This is a genomic window from Pseudoalteromonas sp. APC 3691 (assembly GCF_030408135.1).
GTDB lineage: Bacteria > Pseudomonadota > Gammaproteobacteria > Enterobacterales > Alteromonadaceae > Pseudoalteromonas.
Genome location: NZ_JASDCB010000022.1, coordinates 21687 through 39097, shown reverse-complemented (window position 1 = coordinate 39097; position 17411 = coordinate 21687). Strand labels below are relative to the sequence as shown.

Here is a 17411-nt window from a genome sequence, read left to right as displayed (position 1 = left end):
CTAATTATTACGTTAAATATTAAAAAGGTTTTAAAAATATGACGTTAATGAGGTTTTTTGTCACTAATTTGTGTTTTTTTTACCACCATTTTAATTTACACGTTACACTTTCATAAAAATGTCATACTTAGTCATAATAATGAAAACTAATTCGATAGCGTAAGAGATAAATTGGAATGTCACGTAAAGTACTAGTCGTAGATGACGAAGCTCCTATCAGGGAGATGTTGGTTTTTGTTTTAGAGCAAAATGGATTTCAAGCAATTGAAGCAGAAGATTACGACTCTGCTATTGCAGCTATGGTTGAACCTTACCCAGATATGGTTTTACTTGATTGGATGTTACCAGGTGGAAGCGGTATTCAAATTGCTAAAAAGTTTAAGCAAAACGAACACACCCGCCAAATCCCAATTATTATGCTTACAGCCCGTGGCGAAGAAGAAGACAAAGTACGCGGCCTTGAAGTAGGTGCTGACGACTACGTCACTAAGCCATTTTCTCCTAAAGAGCTTATGGCACGTATTAAAGCGGTTATTCGCCGTGTATCGCCAACCTCATTAGAAGAGGCTATTGAAGTACATGGCCTGCGTTTAGATCCTATTTCGCATCGTGTTACCTCAGAAGGTAACGAGCTTGATATGGGGCCAACCGAATTTAGATTACTGCACTTTTTTATGACCCACCCAGAGCGTGTTTATAGTCGTGAACAACTGCTTGATCACGTATGGGGAACTAACGTTTACGTAGAAGATCGCACGGTTGATGTGCACATTCGTCGCCTACGTAAAGCAATTGGCCCACTTGGACACGACCGTTTAGTGCAAACTGTACGTGGTGCTGGGTATCGTTTTTCAAGTAAGCTGTGATCAGCTTAAAGCTTAGCTAATGTGTGAAATATGCATGTATTACTACTCTAAGGTAAAGTGAGTGTATGTATCGAGTTGTTAATAAGCAGGCGTTAGTAAAGCGCCTGTTTATCTATTTTTTACCCTTACTATTAATTGGTGTGCTGGTTGGCGCGCCATTTTTACTTTTATTTTTAGGATCTTTTTCCCTCCTTATTTGGCACTACCATCAACTTTATCGTTTGAGCGATTGGCTACTTAATCAACGTAGCTTTAATCCACCAGAGGGCGAGGGTGCATGGGAGCAAGTGTTTGAAGGTATTTATCATCTGCAGCACCGTAATCGTAAAAAACGTAATGAGCTTGCTGATTTAATTCGTCGCTTTCGCGATGGAGCTGAAGCAGTACCTGATGCGGTTGTGGTATTACAAAACGATTTAAGTATTGTGTGGTGTAATCAATTAGCGCTTAAAGTGCTTGGCCTGCAGTGGCCAACCGATCATGGTCAGCGTCTTGATAATTTAATTCGCGAACCTAAGTTTGCTAAATACATGCACAAAGGCGAGTTTGATGATGCGCTTGAGCTGGATAATGGTCATAGCGTTGAACAGGTACTTGAGTTTAGGGTAATGCCTTATGCAAGCACGCAACTTATGGTTGTTGTGCGTGATGTAACGCGCTTAAAACAGCTAGAACAGATGCGTAAAGACTTTGTAGCCAATGTGTCACATGAACTACGTACGCCGCTTACAGTGGTTACAGGGTATCTTGAGATGATGGAAGGTGACATGATGCCGCCGCCAGCAATGTGGAACAAAGCGCAAAATACCATGCTTGAACAATGTAAGCGCATGGATAGCTTAGTCAGCCAGTTACTATCGCTTTCACGTATTGAGGGTGCACGGCGTCAAGACAACGATAAAGCTATAAACGTACCGCAATTACTTGGTTATATTCACACTGAAGCAAATTCAATTAACCAAGACAAAGGCCATGAGCTTATTTTTAATATTGATAAAACCCTTGATATTAAAGGCTCTGAGGATGAACTGCGTAGTGCGTTTTCTAATTTAGTATTTAACGCGATTCATTACACAAAACCCGGTGGCAAAGTGGAAGTATGTTGGCAGCGCAAAAACAATAAAGCATGTTTTAGTGTTACCGATAATGGTGATGGTATTGCGCCTGAGCATATTAACCGTTTAACTGAGCGTTTTTATCGTGTTGATAAAGCCCGCAGCAGAACAACAGGTGGCTCAGGTTTAGGGCTTGCGATTACAAAACATGTGCTAACGCGCCACGATAGTAAATTAAATATTAGTAGTGAAGTTAACAAAGGTTCGTGTTTTTCTTTTGAATTTTCAATAGATAAGATAGTTTCGCTAGCTAAGTAATTAGGCTGAAAAGCAAAGTCATAAAAGTGTCATTTAAGAGTAATGTAACTGTCATGTACTCACTTTAGAGTGGGCAGCAGTTAGAAAATGGGACGAACAAACCGGAGAACCCTACATGAAATTTAAAAACTTAGTTGCCGCAATGGGTGTGGCTGTTACAACTTTCGTATCTGCACAAGCAGTTGCTTTAGACCAAGATATTCCTGAGTATCAAAAAATTAGTGGTGTTTCAGGTAACTTCTCATCAGTAGGTTCTGACACTTTAGCCAACATGATGACGTTCTGGGCTGAAGAGTACAAACGTATTTACCCAAATGTAAATATTCAAATTCAAGCGGCAGGTTCTTCTACTGCGCCACCGGCACTTACCGAAGGTACAGCTAACCTAGGTCCAATGAGCCGTAAAATGAAATCTAAAGAAATCGAAGCGTTCGAAAAACGTTACGGTTACAAACCAACAGAAGTACGTGTAGCTATTGATGCACTTGCAGTATTTGTACATAAAGATAATCCAATTGAAGGTCTTCGTATTGACCAAGTAGATGCGATTTTTTCATCTACTCGTAAATGTGGCGCATCAGAGCAAGTTAACCGTTGGAGCGATGTTGGTTTAACAGGTGACTGGGCAGCTAAAGACGTTCAACTTTACGGACGTAACTCAGTATCAGGTACTTACGGTTACTTTAAAAAGAAAGCACTGTGTAAAGGTGATTTCCGTAATAACGTAAATGAGCAACCAGGCTCTGCATCGGTAGTACAGTCAATTTCATCTTCATTAAATGCAATTGGTTATTCTGGTATTGGTTATAAAACATCGGGCGTACGTACAGTACCGCTAGCTAAAAAAGGCGATAACTTTGTTGATGCAACACTTGATAACGTTGCGCAAGGTAAATATCCGCTATCGCGCTTTTTATATGTTTATGTGAATAAACACCCGAATAAGCCGCTATCACCTATGGAAGAACAATTTTTAAGAATGGTACTTTCAAAAGATGGTCAGCAAATTGTAGAAAAAGATGGTTATGTACCTCTTTCTGCAAAGCTAGTAAAAACAGAACTTAAAAAGCTTGGTTTAAATTAATAAACTATAAGCAATAAAAAACCGCTCATTGAGCGGTTTTTTTGTGTCTAAAACTAAAAACTTTAAGGAATTAAATATTACCTAATTTTTCGGCTTGTACTTTACACTGATTGTAGCTCTCAACACATTTACCAGAGCATACTTGTTGCTTTAAGCTATCAGCTGTTGTTTGCTGTTCACATGTACTTTCACATTGGTAATTTTGTTGAGCACACTGATTCATTTCAGGGTTTTCAACTTGGTTTTGGCAACCTACTAATAGTGCAAAAGTAAGGGCGACTACGCTTGTTTTTATTAAAGTGTGCATGCTTCTTATCCTTAAAATGGAGTCGCAATAATATTAAATTTCGACTTGAATATTGTCGATCAATCTAACACCACCAAAATAGGCTGCGGCTAAAATAACAAATTGAGTATCTTCGATTGTAGCAGTTTTTAATGTATCTCGTTGAGCAATCTCAAAATAGTCTGGCTTTAGGCCTGCTTGCTCTAAACTTTGTTTAGCTAAGCTTTCAAGTTTTACGAAGTCTTTATCGCCACTTTTAAGTTGCTCAGCGCACGTATTAAGTGCTTTAAATAATACGGTTGCTGTCGCTTTTTGCTCGTTCGATAAGTAACCATTACGCGAGCTCATAGCAAGGCCAGAAACTTCTCGCATTGTAGGTACACCAATAACTTCAACCGGAATTGATAAGTCGCGTGCCATGGTTTTAATTACTTGCAGTTGCTGAAAATCTTTTTCACCAAAGCAGGCGTAGTCTGGTTGTACAAGGTTAAATAACTTAGTCACTATTGTGGCAACGCCTCTGAAGTGACCAGGACGTGAGCCACCACAGTAACCTAATGAAATATCAGGCACATCTACAAAGCTTTGTGCACCAAGTCCATTTGGATAGATTGTATCTACACTTGGGGTAAATACAATATCAGTGCCTAGTTCAGCAAGGCCTTGCTTGTCTTCATTTAGCGTACGAGGGTAGTTATCTAAATCTTCGTTAGCACCAAATTGCATTGGGTTAACAAAAATACTCACAACGACTTTATCGGCTAAGTTTTTTGCTTTTTCTACTAGCGAAAAATGCCCACGGTGCAAGTTGCCCATCGTTGGCACAAGTGCCACGCTAAGACCAGCTTGGCGCCATGCTTTAATTTGACTACGTAACGATCTAATTTCAGTAATTGACTGCATTATTTAAACTCGTGTTCAGCGCTTGGAAATGCGCCATTTTTAACGTCTGTACAATACTTTTGAACGGCTGCAGGCATATTGCCTGTTTCGAGCAAAAAGTTTTTAGAAAATTTAGGAATGTAACCTGCGGAAATACCAACAAGGTCATGCATTACCAGTATTTGGCCATCAGTTAAGCTGCCCGCACCAATACCAATAGTTGGTATGCTTAGGGCATCAGTAATGCGTTTTGCCAATGCACTTGGAATACACTCGAGTACTAATAATTGTGCGCCAGCAGCTTCTAGTGCTTTTGCGTCATCAATCATTTTTTGTGCTTTGTCTTCTTCGCGACCTTGTATTTTAAAGCCACCAAATACATGTACTGACTGTGGTGTAAGGCCTAAATGCCCACAAACTGGAATACCTTGTTGAGTAAGCGTTTTAATGCTCTCGTAAAGCCATTCTCCGCCTTCAAGCTTAATCATGTTTGCGCCAGCGCGCATAAGTTCAGCTGCATTTTTACAAGTATCACTTACGCTTGAGTAGGTCATAAACGGTAAGTCAGCAATTACAAATAATTCGCGGCTACCAGCGCGTACACAGCGGGTATGATATGCAATATCTTGATTGGTTACGCCAAGGGTGTCATCGCCGCCTTGTAGTACCATACCCAAAGAGTCACCCACTAAAATAACTTCAACGCCGTTATCATGAAATAACTTTGCAAAACTAGCGTCGTAGGCTGTTAATGCAGTAATTTTGTTATTTTCTGCTTTCATTTTATTTAAAGTAGAAACGGTTATTTTAGACATAATATCCTCGCAGGCAAAAGCCTAGGTTAATTACAGAGGTAATTGTTGTAAGTCGTTGAGCGGTAAATTATTTGCAATGGTTTTTAATGCAACGCCGCTAGGTAAAATAAGTTCAGGTGCAAGCTCTAATAGCGGATAAACCACAAACTCGCGATTATTCAAACCATAATGAGGCACGGTTAAGCGCGCCGTATTTATAATTTGATCACCAAATAATAGAGTATCTATATCAAGAGTGCGTGGACCCCAACGCTCAGCTTTTCTTACTCGACCATGCTCAAGCTCAATGCTTTGTGTTAAATCAAGTAATTGCTCTGGCTTAAGGGTCGTTTTAATACACGCTACTGCATTGATATAGTCAGGTTGATCTTGTGGGCCCATAGGCTTACTAGCATAGTAATGCGATACGCTTATAAATTCACAATTGGGCAGCTTTTTAAGCGCGATTACCGCATTATCAAGCTGCTCTTTTGGTAAGTTTAGGTTGGCACCTAAACCCAAATAAACACAGTACATGTTATTACTCAGCTGGCTTTTTAGTAGGTCGACGGCGCCTTCGCGGCTTAGGACCACCTTGATGACCTAAGTTTTTAACCATCTCTTTTTGGCCGTTTATATCTTGGCTTAAGTATTGTGTCCACCACTGGGCAAGCTCAGTATGCTGTGTTTCGCCTGCGTCTACGCGTAAGAGTAAAAAGTCGTAGGCGGCTTTAAAGCGAGGTTGCTGCGTTAGTCTGTAAGCACGTTGGCCTGCGCGTTTATCTAAGCGGTGCTGAATATGCCAAATATCGCGGGCGCCTAGAGTAAAGCGTTTAGGAACCGCAATGTGTTGTGAGTTATCGCTGAGTACTTTATTCATTGCTTGTGCGAAAGCGTCGTATTCTGCAAGTTGCTCTTGGCTTTGAATCTTTTTAGTACGTTCAAGCAGCGGAAACCAAAGTAGTGCGGCAAAAATAAACGCGGGTGTTACTTTTTTATCAGCATTAATGCGCTTGTCAGTATTTTGAAACATTTGCTGAATAAGCGTGTGTTCTAAGCCACTTGGGTTTTTATCTAAGATTTTATCAAGCTCAGGAAACAGTGAGCGGAATAAGCCGTATTTACGCAGCATTAAAAAGTTAGCTTCGGCCTTGCCGTTTAAAAACAGCTTAAGAATTTCTTCAAATAAACGTGCTGGCGGAATGTTATCAAGCAAACTTGCAAGCTCGCTAATTGGCTTTTCACTTTTAGGCGCAATGCTCATATCAAGTTTAGTAGCAAAGCGAACTGCACGTAACATACGAACAGGGTCTTCGCGGTAACGCGTTTCAGGGTCGCCGATTAGCTCAATTTGTTTAGCTTTAATTGCCGCTAAGCCGTTGGCGTAATCGTGAATACTAAAATCTTTGATTGAGTAATAAAGTGCATTGATTGAAAAGTCGCGGCGCTCTGCATCTTCTTCAATACTGCCAAATACGTTGTCACGTAGTAATTGGCCTTCATCGCTTGATTGGCTTATTTGATTTTTGTCTTCTTGCGCTTCGTGATGGCCACGCATAGTCGCCACTTCAATAATTTCACGGCCAAATACAATATGTGCTAAGCGAAAGCGACGGCCAATAAGGCGACAGTTTCTAAATAGTTTTTTTACTTGATCTGGCGTCGCATTAGTAACTACGTCAAAATCTTTTGGCTGTTGGCCTAACAATATATCGCGAATACAACCACCAACAAGGTAGGCATCGTAGCCACCGTCTTTTAAGCGGTATAATACTTTGATTGCATTTGGGCTAAATTGTTTGCGAGAAATACCATGCTCACCACGAGTGACAACAATAGGTTCACTGCTTACAGAAGCGCTTTCGGCACTGGTATTCGGGCCGATTATTTGTCGGCAAAATTGAAAAAGCTTGGAAATAATAGTCTGTCTCCTAGAAGGTGTGATTGACTCTGCATCGCAATCAAAAGTTACAGCAAATAAGGCGGTTATAGCCCAGTACAAGCTGTTTGACGTAATTAGCATATATTTAGGCGGCTATCATATACCAGCAGGGTTTAAAAATTAAGTTGATGTGTTGAAATTAAGCCGTTTTTAGCTATTTTATTTACTTAAATGTGTAAATTGGACTTTCTGACTACGTGGATGCTGAGAAATTTGTATTTCGGATACTTGTGGTACCTGTTTTAAGCTAAAGTTTTTAATTCCCCAAGCGATTAATTGTTCAATATTTAAATCGATTAAATCAGCTATAACAGGCAACCCTAAAAACTCAAATGCACTAATTAAAGCAGGCTTTGGATTTTGTTTGCTAATGGCGGGAGCATAGTTTTGTTTAGATAATTTGAAACCAGGCTTGGCAACCGCTAAAGGTAAATGAGCAAATTCAGGCACAGGGCTATTTAGTTGTTTAAACAAACTAATTTGCCTTGCGGTTGGCTCAATTAAATCAGCGCCTCTTACAATTCGATTAATCCCTTGATCAATATCATCGACGACCACAACAAGTTGATATGCAAATAAGTCATCGCTGCGTTTAATTAAGTAATCTTCATGGGAAAGGGCGCTATTTACCGTTATATCACCTTGAATTAAATCATTAAATTGAGTCGTTGGATGTTGCTGAACTAAGCGAAGCGCACCGGACTCCGTATTATGGCTAAGTGCTTGGCAATGCCCTTGATAAATACCGCCAATGGCTTTTATTTGTTTGCGAGTACAGGTGCAACCATAAACAAGGTTTTGTTTTAAAAGTGAGTGGGTAATATCTTGGTATAAAGGCAGACGCTGCGTTTGATATACAACAGGTTCGTCCCAGTGAAGGGCGTAGGCATGTAAGGTATTAAGAATATCGGAGTCGGCGTTTTTAACCACGCGCGTAGTGTCAATGTCTTCAATACGAACTAACCAATCTCCTTGGTTAGCTTTTGCATCTAGATAACTACCCACAGCCGCTACAAGTGAGCCAAAATGTAATGGCCCAGAAGGAGACGGTGCAAAACGACCGCGATATTTACGCATAGGCGCAGTAACGGCTGTAGGAGACATAACTAATTAATAAGTATTAATTAGCCGCGTCCAGATTGCTTTTCTTTGATTTCTGCAAGTGTTTTGCAGTCTACGCATAAATCGGCAGTAGGACGTGCTTCTAAGCGACGTATGCCAATTTCGATGCCACAAGACTCACAAAAGCCAAAATCATCTTCTTTAATCAAATTAATTGTTTTTTCAATTTTTTTGATTAATTTACGTTCGCGGTCACGAGTACGAAGTTCTAAAGAGAACTCTTCTTCTTGTGCAGCGCGGTCAACTGGGTCAGGAAAGTTAGCAGCTTCGTCTTGCATGTGCGATTTAGTACGATCAACTTCGTTACGTAAGTCATTACGCCAAGTTTCTAAAATCGCTCTAAAATGAGCACGTTGTGCATCATTCATGTACTCTTCGCCTGGTTTTTCTTGGTATGGTTCTAAACCGGCTTGAGCCAATAAACCATGTTTCTTTTGGTCTGGCATAACTCTCTCCTAAATCCTTAATTTAATGCCTCAGCATTAGCCGGCGGTATAAATAACAGAATCTTATATCCTAGGCAAATTTATTTTTAATTAATCGAATTAGCTTCAACCATGCTTACTGAGTAAAAAGTGTATTAATAGTCTATTTACACTTTTAATTAATTCACATATTCGCTTTCTAAAACTTGCCTTGTTATGTGGGCAAAAGCTTTAAAAACAAGTTAATTTTTATAATTCACTTTGTATAACTTTTTTTAATTTGAGTACTTTGCTTATTTTGCAAATTACGCTTAGTTCAATCCCTTGGTTTAATACACTATTGTGCAAATACTATTTTTTTATGAAGTAAAACTTCATTAGCAGAAATTGTGGCCTTGTATGCTAATACTTCAACGCCGGCTATTATTGCTTGGCTTAATAGCGTGGCGTATTTTTTATCAATATGCGCAGCTGCACTTACTGTATTTATTCCTTCATGCAAAACAGCGAACAGTAATACTGCTCGGTGGCCTTGTTCGATCATTTCTATTAGTTCGCGAATATGTTTTTGTCCGCGCAGTGTTTGCGCATCAGGAAAGTAGCCTTGCCCGCTTTTTGGTGCATCTTCGCTTAATAATGTGACTGATTTAACTTCTACATAGCAATCAGGCTTATTTTTGTCTTTGAGTAAAAAGTCGATTCTGCTGTTTTCGCTGCCGTACTTTACTTCGCTTTGCAATTGACTGTAGTCGAGTAGCTCGCTTATCACATTATTGTTTATTGCTTCTTCTACTACTTTATTAGCCACCGCTGTATTTACACAAATAAGCTGCGATAAGTTATTTTGCGTAAGCTCTAATGAATGCGGGTATTTTCGTTTTACGTTATCGCTTGTTGAATAAAAAGCAGCAAAACCCGGCTCAGCGCATCCCGTCATTTTACCTGTATTAGCACAGTGGGCGGTAAATTCGCTGCCATCACTTAGTTGTAAATCAGCTAAAAAGCGTTTGTAGCGCTTTAATAAGGTGGCTGGTTGCAGCGTTGGCGTGTACTTCATAATAACTTCCAAAGTGTAAATACTGCACAGCAGTGTGATTTATGTTATTTATCTCAAGCTGTTGGGAACTTAAGCGCTCTATAGTAAACTCGGTGGCACATTTAAGTGCAAGGGTATTCTAACATGAGTGAAAAATTTGTTGTTCAACTAAGCGAACAAGCAGCAGCGAGTCATTGGGGCGATAATGCGTCATTGTCTTTTAATGAGCGCGGTGCAACTGTTCATTTGTCTGAGCAAGAAACATTGAAAAATGTTCAAAAAGCTGGTCGTACTATTGCAATCCAAGGTATTAAAAACGTTGAATTAGCAGGCGATGCTTGGTGTACAGAAAGCCAGTGGGCTTTTTATCAAGGCTTTGTAACACCAAAATCGTTAAACGGTGTTGAGTTTGTTGATAACGCACAATCAGATATTAAAGAACTTGCTCACTTAAAAACGTCAGCAATTTGGGCACGTGAAATGGTTAACGGGACAGCCGATGACATTTACCCAGAAAGCCTTGCTGAAAAAGCGGCTGAGTTTATTCAATCATTAGCGCCTGAGCATGTAAGTTACCAAATTATTAAAGGTGATGCGTTACTAGAACAACAGTGGATTGGTATTCATGCTGTTGGTCGCGGTAGTGTTCGCCCGCCAGTATTGCTTGAGCTTGATTACAACCCAACAGGCGACGAAAATGCACCAGTAAGTGCAGCGCTTGTAGGTAAAGGTATTACGTTTGACTCAGGTGGTTACTCAATTAAATCAAGCGAAGGTATGCTTGGTATGAAGTGCGACATGGGCGGCGCTGCAACAGTAACTGCAGGTTTAGCATTGGCTATTAACCGTGGTATTGAAAAACGTATTAAACTGTTTTTATGTTGTGCTGAGAACTTAATTTCAGGTCATGCATACAAATTAGGTGACATTCTTACTTATAAAAATGGCACAACAGTTGAAATTGTAAACACGGATGCTGAAGGTCGTTTAGTACTTGCTGATGGCTTAATGGCAGCTGGGGAGACTGGCGCTCCACTTATTATTGATGCAGCAACACTAACTGGTGCAGCGCTTGTTGCTGTTGGCCAAGAGTACAATGCATTATTTGCACTTGATAAAGAACTTGTACGTGAAGTTGAGAGTTTTGCATCTCAAGAAATGGAAGCTGCTTGGCCACTGCCTCTTGAAAAATGGCATCAACAAAACTGCCCATCTCCTTATGCTGATACGGCAAATAGCCGTGCACAAAAGGGTGGCGGTTACGGCGGCGCATCGAATGCTGCAGGCTTTTTATCGCGCTTTGTGCCAAATGATGGCAAAGGCTGGGTACACATCGATTTAGCGGCTGCATTTAACATGGGCAGTACAAGCCAATGGGCAGCGGGCGCAACAACGCAAGGTATGCGTACGGTTGCTCGTACTTTACAAGAAAAAGCATAATATTTACTAAATTACGCTTTTTACACTAAAAATAGGCACCCTCGGGTGCCTATTTTTTAATTTACAGACAAGCAATTTTATTTCATTTACGGTAAAATCCGTCGCCAATACCTGTTTGAGTTTAATTTTTGCTTAACTCTAAGCTGCGCTCAAATCTTATATCCACCACTGGGGTTTCTAATTATGTCAGATAAGTGCTACATCACAGCTCAACAGCTGCTTGAAGATTCGTTCCGCGTAGCGGCACAAGTATACCAAGATGGCTTTCGTCCTGATTTTATTATTGGTATTTGGCGAGGTGGTGCACCGATCGGTATTGCTGTTCAAGAGTATTACGATTACAAAGGCATTGAGACTGACCACATTGCAGTACGTACATCGTCTTATTACGGTATTGGTAAGCAGTCGAAAGAAATTAAAGTACACGGCTTACATTACATTGTAGAGAACGCAAATGCAGGTGATTCATTACTAATTGTTGATGATGTGTTTGACTCAGGTCGTAGTATTGTTGCATTAAAAGAAAAGCTTTCAGAGCTTATGCGCTTAAACTTGCCACGTGATATTCGTATTGCATGTCCGTACTACAAGCCAAAAAACTCAAAAGTAGACACTGTTCCAGATTATTATATTCATGAGTCTGAAGAGTGGTTAGTGTTCCCGCATGAACTATCGGGTTTAACACCGGATGAAATTATTGCTGGTAAATCTGATCTTGCGAAAATTCATGACATTTTGCTAGAGAAGTAATTAGTAATTTGTATAAATAAAAAAAGGCCGTTAAGGCCTTTTTTTATTTTAAAGCTGAGCAAAGCTATCTACATATTCACTTAGCTTTGGAATATCGACGGCTTGTAAGCCATCGTTACTTCTAAGTACCAAGCCTTTTTCTACGAGTTCTGTAACAACACGTCTGTAAGCTCGCTCAGTGGTAGCAAAGCGTTCGGCTTCAGCATTTACAGTTGGGTAGGCTCTAAGTAGCGTAGGGTTGTTGTTCTCGGCCCTTAGTAAGCAATCTTTAGCTATGTTATAGCTAAGTGGTAGTAATAACTTATCTAAATTGATTTTTTGGTTTTCCTGAAACTTAGCCGCAATAGTTTGTGCGGTGTATAAGCTTAGTTCTGGTTTTTCAAGCAGTAGAGCACGCCAATGCCTTAATTCAATAAGGTTATAAGTTACATCGCTAAAGCACGTTACCGTATATATACACGGATTATTATTTAGCGCTTCTATTTCACCAATAAGGGTGTTGTTACAATCCAATTGTCCTAACAGCAGGCGTCGTCCATTACCTACGTCGTAACTAAACGACACAGTGCCACTGCGTACAAGCACAAGCTTGCTTAAAGGCTGATCTTGATGGATCAGGACTTCTTTTTTTGATTGTTGATAGCTACTACCGGCAAAGGTTAAAAGCTGATCAACCAGGTAACTAGAAAAATGGTATTGAAACATCAATGTGCTCTTCGGACATTTGTCCTATTTATTACATCTTAATGACGATAGCATTAAGACACTAAGAATTTACGCTAACTTGCTATTAATATAATTAGCTTTGCTAAGAGTATTATTTTACCTTCATTTCCCGTGTAATGATTTAAGAATTTGCTGGTATTTTCCGGCAAACTTTTTCAGGTTTTTTAAGCAGGTTAGCTTTTTTATTTTGTTGTAACTTTGCAATACTTATAAGTGCCATAAGCTAGCAGTACATGTAATGCTAACCTAAAGGCTAGGAGAGAACAATTGAGTTGGGAATATTTAGGTTATATTGCATCAGCTTTATTGGTTGCATCGTTAACAATGACAGATGTAGTAAAACTACGTTGGTACAACATGTTTGGTTGTATTGTATTTACTGCATACGGTGTTGCCATTGGCGCAGTGCCTGTTATTTTTACCAACGGCTTATTGTCGCTTGTAAATTTATACCACATTATAAAAATATATCGCCAACCTAAAGTTGAAGACGCTAAAAGCTAAAATAAGTTATCTGCACAAAGTAAGTTAATGGTTTTAATTAAAATCAAAAACTTTAGTTTTTGTGCAGTCCAGCTTGAAGCGTATATAGATAATCTCATATCACTCTACATAACTTATCTTGATGATCCTTTGAACCATTCTGTAACCTCCTATTTGAAAGGTGATTACCATAGGTTTTAATACGTCGAACGTTAGCTAATACCAACCTGCATAAATCTTTGATCAATTTAACGAATTAAATTGCACTATAACGTCGTTAAAAATTTTTTATTTAGAACAACTAGATACAAAAATTTTTGCCTAGTTCTAGCGTAATTTTCTCAACGTTAAATAGACCCCGTATATAAGCAGATTGGTATAAACTCTGTTCGCGGTTAATAAATATATAAATAAGTGCTTCAAAAAATTCCATAAAAAAATCCGATAACAGTAAACTGCTATCGGATTTTTATCTGTTATAACAACCTGCTTATATATGGGGCTATTTAACTCGTTAAATATTTACGCAGGTTGGTACTATGGTATTTAGGTATTTACGCTTTTTCTAAATCTTCAACGTCACCTAAGCCAGCAGTTAGTTCTTCAAGTAATTGCTTTATCTCTTCAGAAGCTAAAATAAAGTCAGCATCAAGTTTTAAAGCCATATCTTCTTTAGGAATATCTGCGTTTTCTTCTTTTAGAGTTTCAGAGTAGCTTAAACGTTTGATAGAGCCATCGTTTTGTAGCATAAACTTAAGACGCTCTTGCCAATCAAGTGCAAGTTTAGTTACGCGTTTACCACTTTCTAAATGCGATTTAACTTCATCACACGATAGGTCATGACCTTTGAGCTTTACTTGTGCGCCGCTGTCGTCTGCTTCTTCAAGTTCAGCGTCTGAGCCAATAGCAAAGCCTTCTGGTGTACTAAAGTTAGTTAACCAATCAGTTAAAAACACATCTAAATCGTAGTTAGCAAACGCAGGTACAACCGGAAGCGTTCCTAGCGATTTACGAAGTAGTGCTAGTAGCTCTTCTGCTTTATTAAAGCTGCCACTATTTACAACAACCCAACCGTTTTCTTGGTCAATAAAGGCAAATTGTAAGCTCGACTTTTTAAATGCTTGAGGTAGAAGAGTATGAAGAATGTTTTCTTTTAATTCGTCTTTTTCTTTCTTTTTAACTGGGCGGTTTTCTTCAGCTTCTATCAGATCAACTTTCTCAGCGACTAGTTCGTTGATAACAGAAGCAGGGAGTACTTTTTCTTCACGTTTAGCGCAAACTAAAATACTTTTTTGAGAAAAGTGAGCTAGCGTTTCGCCGTGTTTTCCAAATGCTTTTGTCCAACCAAATGTTGCAAGCTCTTGACCAGTACATGGGCGAAATAAATCTTGCTCTAATGCTTTATCAAAATCTTCTTGAGTGTATGAAACGTCTTGCTTAAAGCGGTAACAAATAAGGTTACTAAACCACATAGGGGAATTGATCCATTTAAAAATTTGTACAATCATAGCAATAAAAACAGTATCTCGAAATGACTGATTTGTTACCGTTGAATATGAACAAATTTAACGCATGTAGTTTTATTTATTCATATTTATCAAAAATAGGCAGTGGCTTAGCCATGTTCTTCGGAAATTGAATATAGTAACGCAGACCTCTGCCTGGTTCACTCGTTGCATCAATCGATCCACTTAGGGTTTGCTTAACTAAATTAAGCATTATATGGGTACCTAATCCGCTACCGCCTTCATCGCGCTTGGTAGTAAAAAATGGGTCGAATAATTTTTTCAATTGCTCGTTGGTAACGCCATTCCCATCATCTTTGTAATCAATAGTTAAATTGGTGTCATCTGCGCTGATTTTAATATCCATTACACCGTTACTTTTACCTTCAAAGCCATGAATAAGTGAGTTCATAATTAGGTTAGTAAAAATTTGGCTTATAGCCCCTGCGGGTAAATTTAAAACTAAATCATCTGGGCATTCTAATTTTATAGTATGAGATGTCTTTTTTAATTTTGGGTGCAGTGAGCGTATGACTTCGTTAGTGTAATCTTTGAAGTTAATTGTTCTCACTGCCTCACTGGCCTGATCGACCGCTATTTGTTTAAAGCTAGCAATAAGTTCAGAGGCTCTATCTAAATTAGTTGTTAGTAAGCTAGCGCTTTGCTTCGCTTCGTTAATGAATTCTTCTAGTGCTTTTGGCGAAAGCGTTTTTTCGGTATAAGCGTTTTCGAGTTTATTTAAGCGTTCTTGTAAAAATGATATTGCCGTTACACCTATACCAATAGGGGTGTTTATATCGTGTGTAATACCTGCGACAAGTCCACCTAGCGCGGCCATTTTTTCTGTGCCTAATAAACGTTCCTGTGCAAGGCTCAACTCTTCTATATAACGCTGAGATTCAGTTTGCTTTGTAATTAGTTCTTGTTCTGTACTTCGGCGTAAATCAACTTCTTCTGTGAGTACAATTTTTTGTTTTTCGAGTTCGTACTTTTGCTGCTGTAAATCCATCATTGCTTGGCTTAAATTTGATGTTTTACGGGCTACATCTTGTTCAAGTTGTATGTTGTGCTGATCGAGCTTTTCGTTACTTATAATGAGTTCTTTTTGGGTGTGTTCCAGCTCTTTTCTATACTGAACTACTTTATCAATTAGTTTGTTAAACGACTGCTCCATCACTTTTAGTTCGTTATGCTCCTCTGTTTCTATTTCTATGTGTTGACCTTCTAGCTCATCCAGTTCTAAATTTTCTAGCTGCTCAGTGAGCTCAGCTAAAGGGTCTGTAAGAAGTTTTCTAAATGCCATTAAAAATAAAATGATCAAAAAAGTGGTTTTAATCATTGCGTTACCAATCAAAAAGTAGATTGATACCATAATGCGGCTAAAAACAACTTCTCGACTTGAGAATAAGGTAACGTCGCCAACTTGGGTTGCACGGCCTGAAAATTCGAAAATAAGTGGAAAGGTATAACCAAATAAACCCGATTTACTATCTTCTAAAATTACTTCTTCTTGTACTAATTGTTGGTTATATAGTTTATGTATATCGAGCGAACGTCCTAGTTGTGAAATAATTTCACCGCTGTCATCTCGAACTATAATCCCTTCAATCATGGGGATGGCGAGTAGACCTTCTGCTGTTGTAATTGTTTGCTTGGTATTAAGTTCCCAAATAGCGCGTGTTAAGCTGCGACTAAAGGTTTTTTGTAATGTACTCAATTCATCACGGATATAGTCTTTAGTATTAACGTATTCAGCAAGCACTTGTCCGCAAGTCACTACAAAGGTAAGCAAAAAATAGACGGATAAAACGCTAGTCAGCAGCTTCTTAGAAAGACTTTTTTGTAACATGAGTGACTTGTTCATCCTTTATTATTTTTGTAACGTTACGATAGTAATTTAAAAGTTAGTCAATAAACCTCTAAAAATAAATAAAAAAGTTAAAATTTAACAAGATAAGCCCAAAAAGCAGGCGTGTAGCATCAAAGCAATTAAAACAAGCTATGAGTTAGTAAGTTTGTTATCTATTAAGTATTTAAGGTTTTATTGGTATTTGCCTTGGTTAATTATATCTTAAACGGATTTATTCTATATTTATCATTGTATTAAATTATTAATGCGCTGAGTGCTTGGAGGCGTGTTAAAGTGTCTAAAATGCGAAGGAAGGTATTTTAGTAACCTTTTAATAAATTTGATGGTTGTGTAGTAGTAAACATGATGAAATTTTCGATATTAGTCTGTGACGATTCTGCAGTCGCCCGTAAACAAGTTGTGCGGTGTTTGAATGAATGTATAGACGCTCAAATACAACAAGCTACAAATGGAGCGCATGCTCTAGAACTTTTACGGGCACAAAGCTTTGATTTGCTATGCTTAGACCTCACGATGCCCGAAGTTGATGGTATACAAGTACTCGAGACTATAAAAACAGAAAAAATAGAGTGTTTTGTTTTAGTTATTTCCGCCGATATACAAGAGAAAATGAAGCAACGAGTCGCTCAACTTGGCGCAATAGACTTTATCGATAAACCTATCAATAAATCTAACTTAAACGAAATATTGCATAAATTTGGCATTCATTAGGTTTTTTCATGTTAAAAAAGGATGTTTTATCTTTTGATTTAGGGTTGACAGCATAGCCTTTGTTAAGGCAGTCTTAACATATGAAAACAATTAATCGCGTACTGACCATAATTATT

Annotated in this window: 18 protein-coding genes; 7 read left to right on the top strand and 11 right to left on the bottom strand. The window is 38.7% G+C overall.

Annotated elements, in window-relative coordinates:
- The first annotated feature begins 176 nt into the window (after positions 1 to 176).
- The 3 genes from phoB (at position 177) to QL998_RS09270 (ending at position 3323) form a co-directional block, all read left to right on the top strand.
- The gene (phoB, locus tag QL998_RS09280; protein ID WP_006791869.1) at positions 177 to 866 is read left to right on the top strand and encodes a phosphate regulon transcriptional regulator PhoB; all 690 of its coding nucleotides are present in this window, start codon (positions 177 to 179) and stop codon (positions 864 to 866) included.
- A 65-nt stretch (positions 867 to 931) separates the two neighbouring features.
- A complete protein-coding gene (gene phoR, locus QL998_RS09275; RefSeq protein ID WP_024598976.1) occupies positions 932 to 2239 on the top strand; it encodes a phosphate regulon sensor histidine kinase PhoR in 1308 nt (435 codons plus the stop codon).
- A 115-nt stretch (positions 2240 to 2354) separates the two neighbouring features.
- Positions 2355 to 3323, top strand: coding sequence for a phosphate ABC transporter substrate-binding protein PstS family protein (locus tag QL998_RS09270; protein WP_024598975.1), 969 nt, complete (start codon positions 2355 to 2357; stop codon positions 3321 to 3323).
- A gap of 70 nt (positions 3324 to 3393) precedes the next feature.
- Here the strand turns inward: QL998_RS09270 and QL998_RS09265 are convergent, their stop codons facing one another.
- The 8 genes from QL998_RS09265 to sfsA all read right to left on the bottom strand — a co-directional run bounded on the left by QL998_RS09265 (position 3394) and on the right by sfsA (position 9831).
- Positions 3394 to 3630, bottom strand: a complete 237-nt coding sequence (locus tag QL998_RS09265) for a hypothetical protein (protein ID WP_024598974.1) — start codon at positions 3628 to 3630, stop codon at positions 3394 to 3396.
- Between the two features lie 33 nt (positions 3631 to 3663).
- Positions 3664 to 4512 carry a pantoate--beta-alanine ligase gene (gene panC / locus QL998_RS09260; protein ID WP_024598973.1) on the bottom strand — a complete coding sequence of 283 codons (849 nt, stop codon included), beginning with the start codon at positions 4510 to 4512 and terminating at the stop codon, positions 3664 to 3666.
- Positions 4512 to 5306 carry a 3-methyl-2-oxobutanoate hydroxymethyltransferase gene (panB, locus tag QL998_RS09255; RefSeq protein WP_007587166.1) on the bottom strand — a complete coding sequence of 265 codons (795 nt, stop codon included), beginning with the start codon at positions 5304 to 5306 and terminating at the stop codon, positions 4512 to 4514. Before panB ends, panC begins: the two co-directional genes overlap by 1 nt.
- A gap of 30 nt (positions 5307 to 5336) precedes the next feature.
- Positions 5337 to 5822, bottom strand: coding sequence for a 2-amino-4-hydroxy-6-hydroxymethyldihydropteridine diphosphokinase (gene folK, locus QL998_RS09250; RefSeq protein ID WP_024598972.1), 486 nt, complete (start codon positions 5820 to 5822; stop codon positions 5337 to 5339).
- 4 nt (positions 5823 to 5826) lie between these two features.
- Positions 5827 to 7308 (bottom strand): polynucleotide adenylyltransferase PcnB, encoded by a 1482-nt coding sequence (pcnB, locus tag QL998_RS09245; protein WP_024598971.1) that lies wholly within the window; start codon positions 7306 to 7308, stop codon positions 5827 to 5829.
- A gap of 78 nt (positions 7309 to 7386) precedes the next feature.
- Entirely contained in the window at positions 7387 to 8331 is a 945-nt protein-coding gene (gluQRS, locus tag QL998_RS09240) for a tRNA glutamyl-Q(34) synthetase GluQRS (RefSeq protein WP_024598970.1), read from the bottom strand.
- 20 nt (positions 8332 to 8351) lie between these two features.
- The gene (gene dksA / locus QL998_RS09235) at positions 8352 to 8795 is read right to left on the bottom strand and encodes an RNA polymerase-binding protein DksA (RefSeq protein WP_002962671.1); all 444 of its coding nucleotides are present in this window, start codon (positions 8793 to 8795) and stop codon (positions 8352 to 8354) included.
- A 316-nt stretch (positions 8796 to 9111) separates the two neighbouring features.
- Positions 9112 to 9831 (bottom strand): DNA/RNA nuclease SfsA, encoded by a 720-nt coding sequence (sfsA, locus tag QL998_RS09230; protein ID WP_024598969.1) that lies wholly within the window; start codon positions 9829 to 9831, stop codon positions 9112 to 9114.
- A 123-nt stretch (positions 9832 to 9954) separates the two neighbouring features.
- On the opposite strand from sfsA, the gene pepB reads away from it, so the two are divergent.
- Both pepB and QL998_RS09220 read left to right on the top strand, forming a co-directional pair.
- Positions 9955 to 11250 (top strand): aminopeptidase PepB, encoded by a 1296-nt coding sequence (gene pepB, locus QL998_RS09225; RefSeq protein ID WP_024589754.1) that lies wholly within the window; start codon positions 9955 to 9957, stop codon positions 11248 to 11250.
- A gap of 183 nt (positions 11251 to 11433) precedes the next feature.
- Positions 11434 to 12000: a phosphoribosyltransferase family protein gene (locus tag QL998_RS09220; RefSeq protein ID WP_007377478.1), complete on the top strand. Its 567-nt coding sequence runs from the start codon at positions 11434 to 11436 to the stop codon at positions 11998 to 12000.
- A gap of 48 nt (positions 12001 to 12048) precedes the next feature.
- On the opposite strand, the gene QL998_RS09215 is transcribed toward QL998_RS09220, so the two are convergent.
- Complete coding sequence (locus QL998_RS09215; protein ID WP_002962665.1) at positions 12049 to 12705, bottom strand: Crp/Fnr family transcriptional regulator; 657 nt, start codon at positions 12703 to 12705, stop codon at positions 12049 to 12051.
- A gap of 288 nt (positions 12706 to 12993) precedes the next feature.
- On the opposite strand from QL998_RS09215, the gene QL998_RS09210 reads away from it, so the two are divergent.
- Positions 12994 to 13230, top strand: a complete 237-nt coding sequence (locus tag QL998_RS09210; protein ID WP_002962663.1) for a YgjV family protein — start codon at positions 12994 to 12996, stop codon at positions 13228 to 13230.
- A 533-nt stretch (positions 13231 to 13763) separates the two neighbouring features.
- On the opposite strand, the gene rdgC is transcribed toward QL998_RS09210, so the two are convergent.
- Together rdgC and QL998_RS09200 are read right to left on the bottom strand one after the other, a co-directional pair.
- Positions 13764 to 14681 carry a recombination-associated protein RdgC gene (gene rdgC, locus QL998_RS09205; protein ID WP_024599872.1) on the bottom strand — a complete coding sequence of 306 codons (918 nt, stop codon included), beginning with the start codon at positions 14679 to 14681 and terminating at the stop codon, positions 13764 to 13766.
- 112 nt (positions 14682 to 14793) lie between these two features.
- Positions 14794 to 16563 carry an ATP-binding protein gene (locus QL998_RS09200; protein WP_024599871.1) on the bottom strand — a complete coding sequence of 590 codons (1770 nt, stop codon included), beginning with the start codon at positions 16561 to 16563 and terminating at the stop codon, positions 14794 to 14796.
- Between the two features lie 363 nt (positions 16564 to 16926).
- Here QL998_RS09200 and QL998_RS09195 point away from each other — a divergent pair, with 363 nt between their 5' ends.
- Positions 16927 to 17295, top strand: coding sequence for a response regulator (locus QL998_RS09195; RefSeq protein WP_007587152.1), 369 nt, complete (start codon positions 16927 to 16929; stop codon positions 17293 to 17295).
- Positions 17296 to 17411: the final 116 nt, after the last annotated feature.

Excerpts from the sequence above, each read along its gene's own strand:
- QL998_RS09195 (WP_007587152.1), top strand. The coding sequence starts at position 16,927 with ATGATGAAATTTTCGATATTAGTCTGTGACGATTCTGCAGTCGCCCGT.
- QL998_RS09265 (WP_024598974.1), bottom strand. The coding sequence starts at position 3,630 with ATGCACACTTTAATAAAAACAAGCGTAGTCGCCCTTACTTTTGCACTA.
- sfsA (WP_024598969.1), bottom strand. The coding sequence starts at position 9,831 with ATGAAGTACACGCCAACGCTGCAACCAGCCACCTTATTAAAGCGCTAC.
- folK (WP_024598972.1), bottom strand. The coding sequence starts at position 5,822 with ATGTACTGTGTTTATTTGGGTTTAGGTGCCAACCTAAACTTACCAAAA.
- QL998_RS09270 (WP_024598975.1), top strand. The coding sequence starts at position 2,355 with ATGAAATTTAAAAACTTAGTTGCCGCAATGGGTGTGGCTGTTACAACT.
- gluQRS (WP_024598970.1), bottom strand. The coding sequence starts at position 8,331 with ATGTCTCCTACAGCCGTTACTGCGCCTATGCGTAAATATCGCGGTCGT.
- pcnB (WP_024598971.1), bottom strand. The coding sequence starts at position 7,308 with ATGCTAATTACGTCAAACAGCTTGTACTGGGCTATAACCGCCTTATTT.
- QL998_RS09200 (WP_024599871.1), bottom strand. The coding sequence starts at position 16,563 with ATGTTACAAAAAAGTCTTTCTAAGAAGCTGCTGACTAGCGTTTTATCC.
- phoB (WP_006791869.1), top strand. The coding sequence starts at position 177 with ATGTCACGTAAAGTACTAGTCGTAGATGACGAAGCTCCTATCAGGGAG.
- panB (WP_007587166.1), bottom strand. The coding sequence starts at position 5,306 with ATGTCTAAAATAACCGTTTCTACTTTAAATAAAATGAAAGCAGAAAAT.
- phoR (WP_024598976.1), top strand. The coding sequence starts at position 932 with ATGTATCGAGTTGTTAATAAGCAGGCGTTAGTAAAGCGCCTGTTTATC.
- rdgC (WP_024599872.1), bottom strand. The coding sequence starts at position 14,681 with ATGTGGTTTAGTAACCTTATTTGTTACCGCTTTAAGCAAGACGTTTCA.
- panC (WP_024598973.1), bottom strand. The coding sequence starts at position 4,512 with ATGCAGTCAATTACTGAAATTAGATCGTTACGTAGTCAAATTAAAGCA.
- QL998_RS09215 (WP_002962665.1), bottom strand. The coding sequence starts at position 12,705 with ATGTTTCAATACCATTTTTCTAGTTACCTGGTTGATCAGCTTTTAACC.
- dksA (WP_002962671.1), bottom strand. The coding sequence starts at position 8,795 with ATGCCAGACCAAAAGAAACATGGTTTATTGGCTCAAGCCGGTTTAGAA.
- pepB (WP_024589754.1), top strand. The coding sequence starts at position 9,955 with ATGAGTGAAAAATTTGTTGTTCAACTAAGCGAACAAGCAGCAGCGAGT.
- QL998_RS09220 (WP_007377478.1), top strand. The coding sequence starts at position 11,434 with ATGTCAGATAAGTGCTACATCACAGCTCAACAGCTGCTTGAAGATTCG.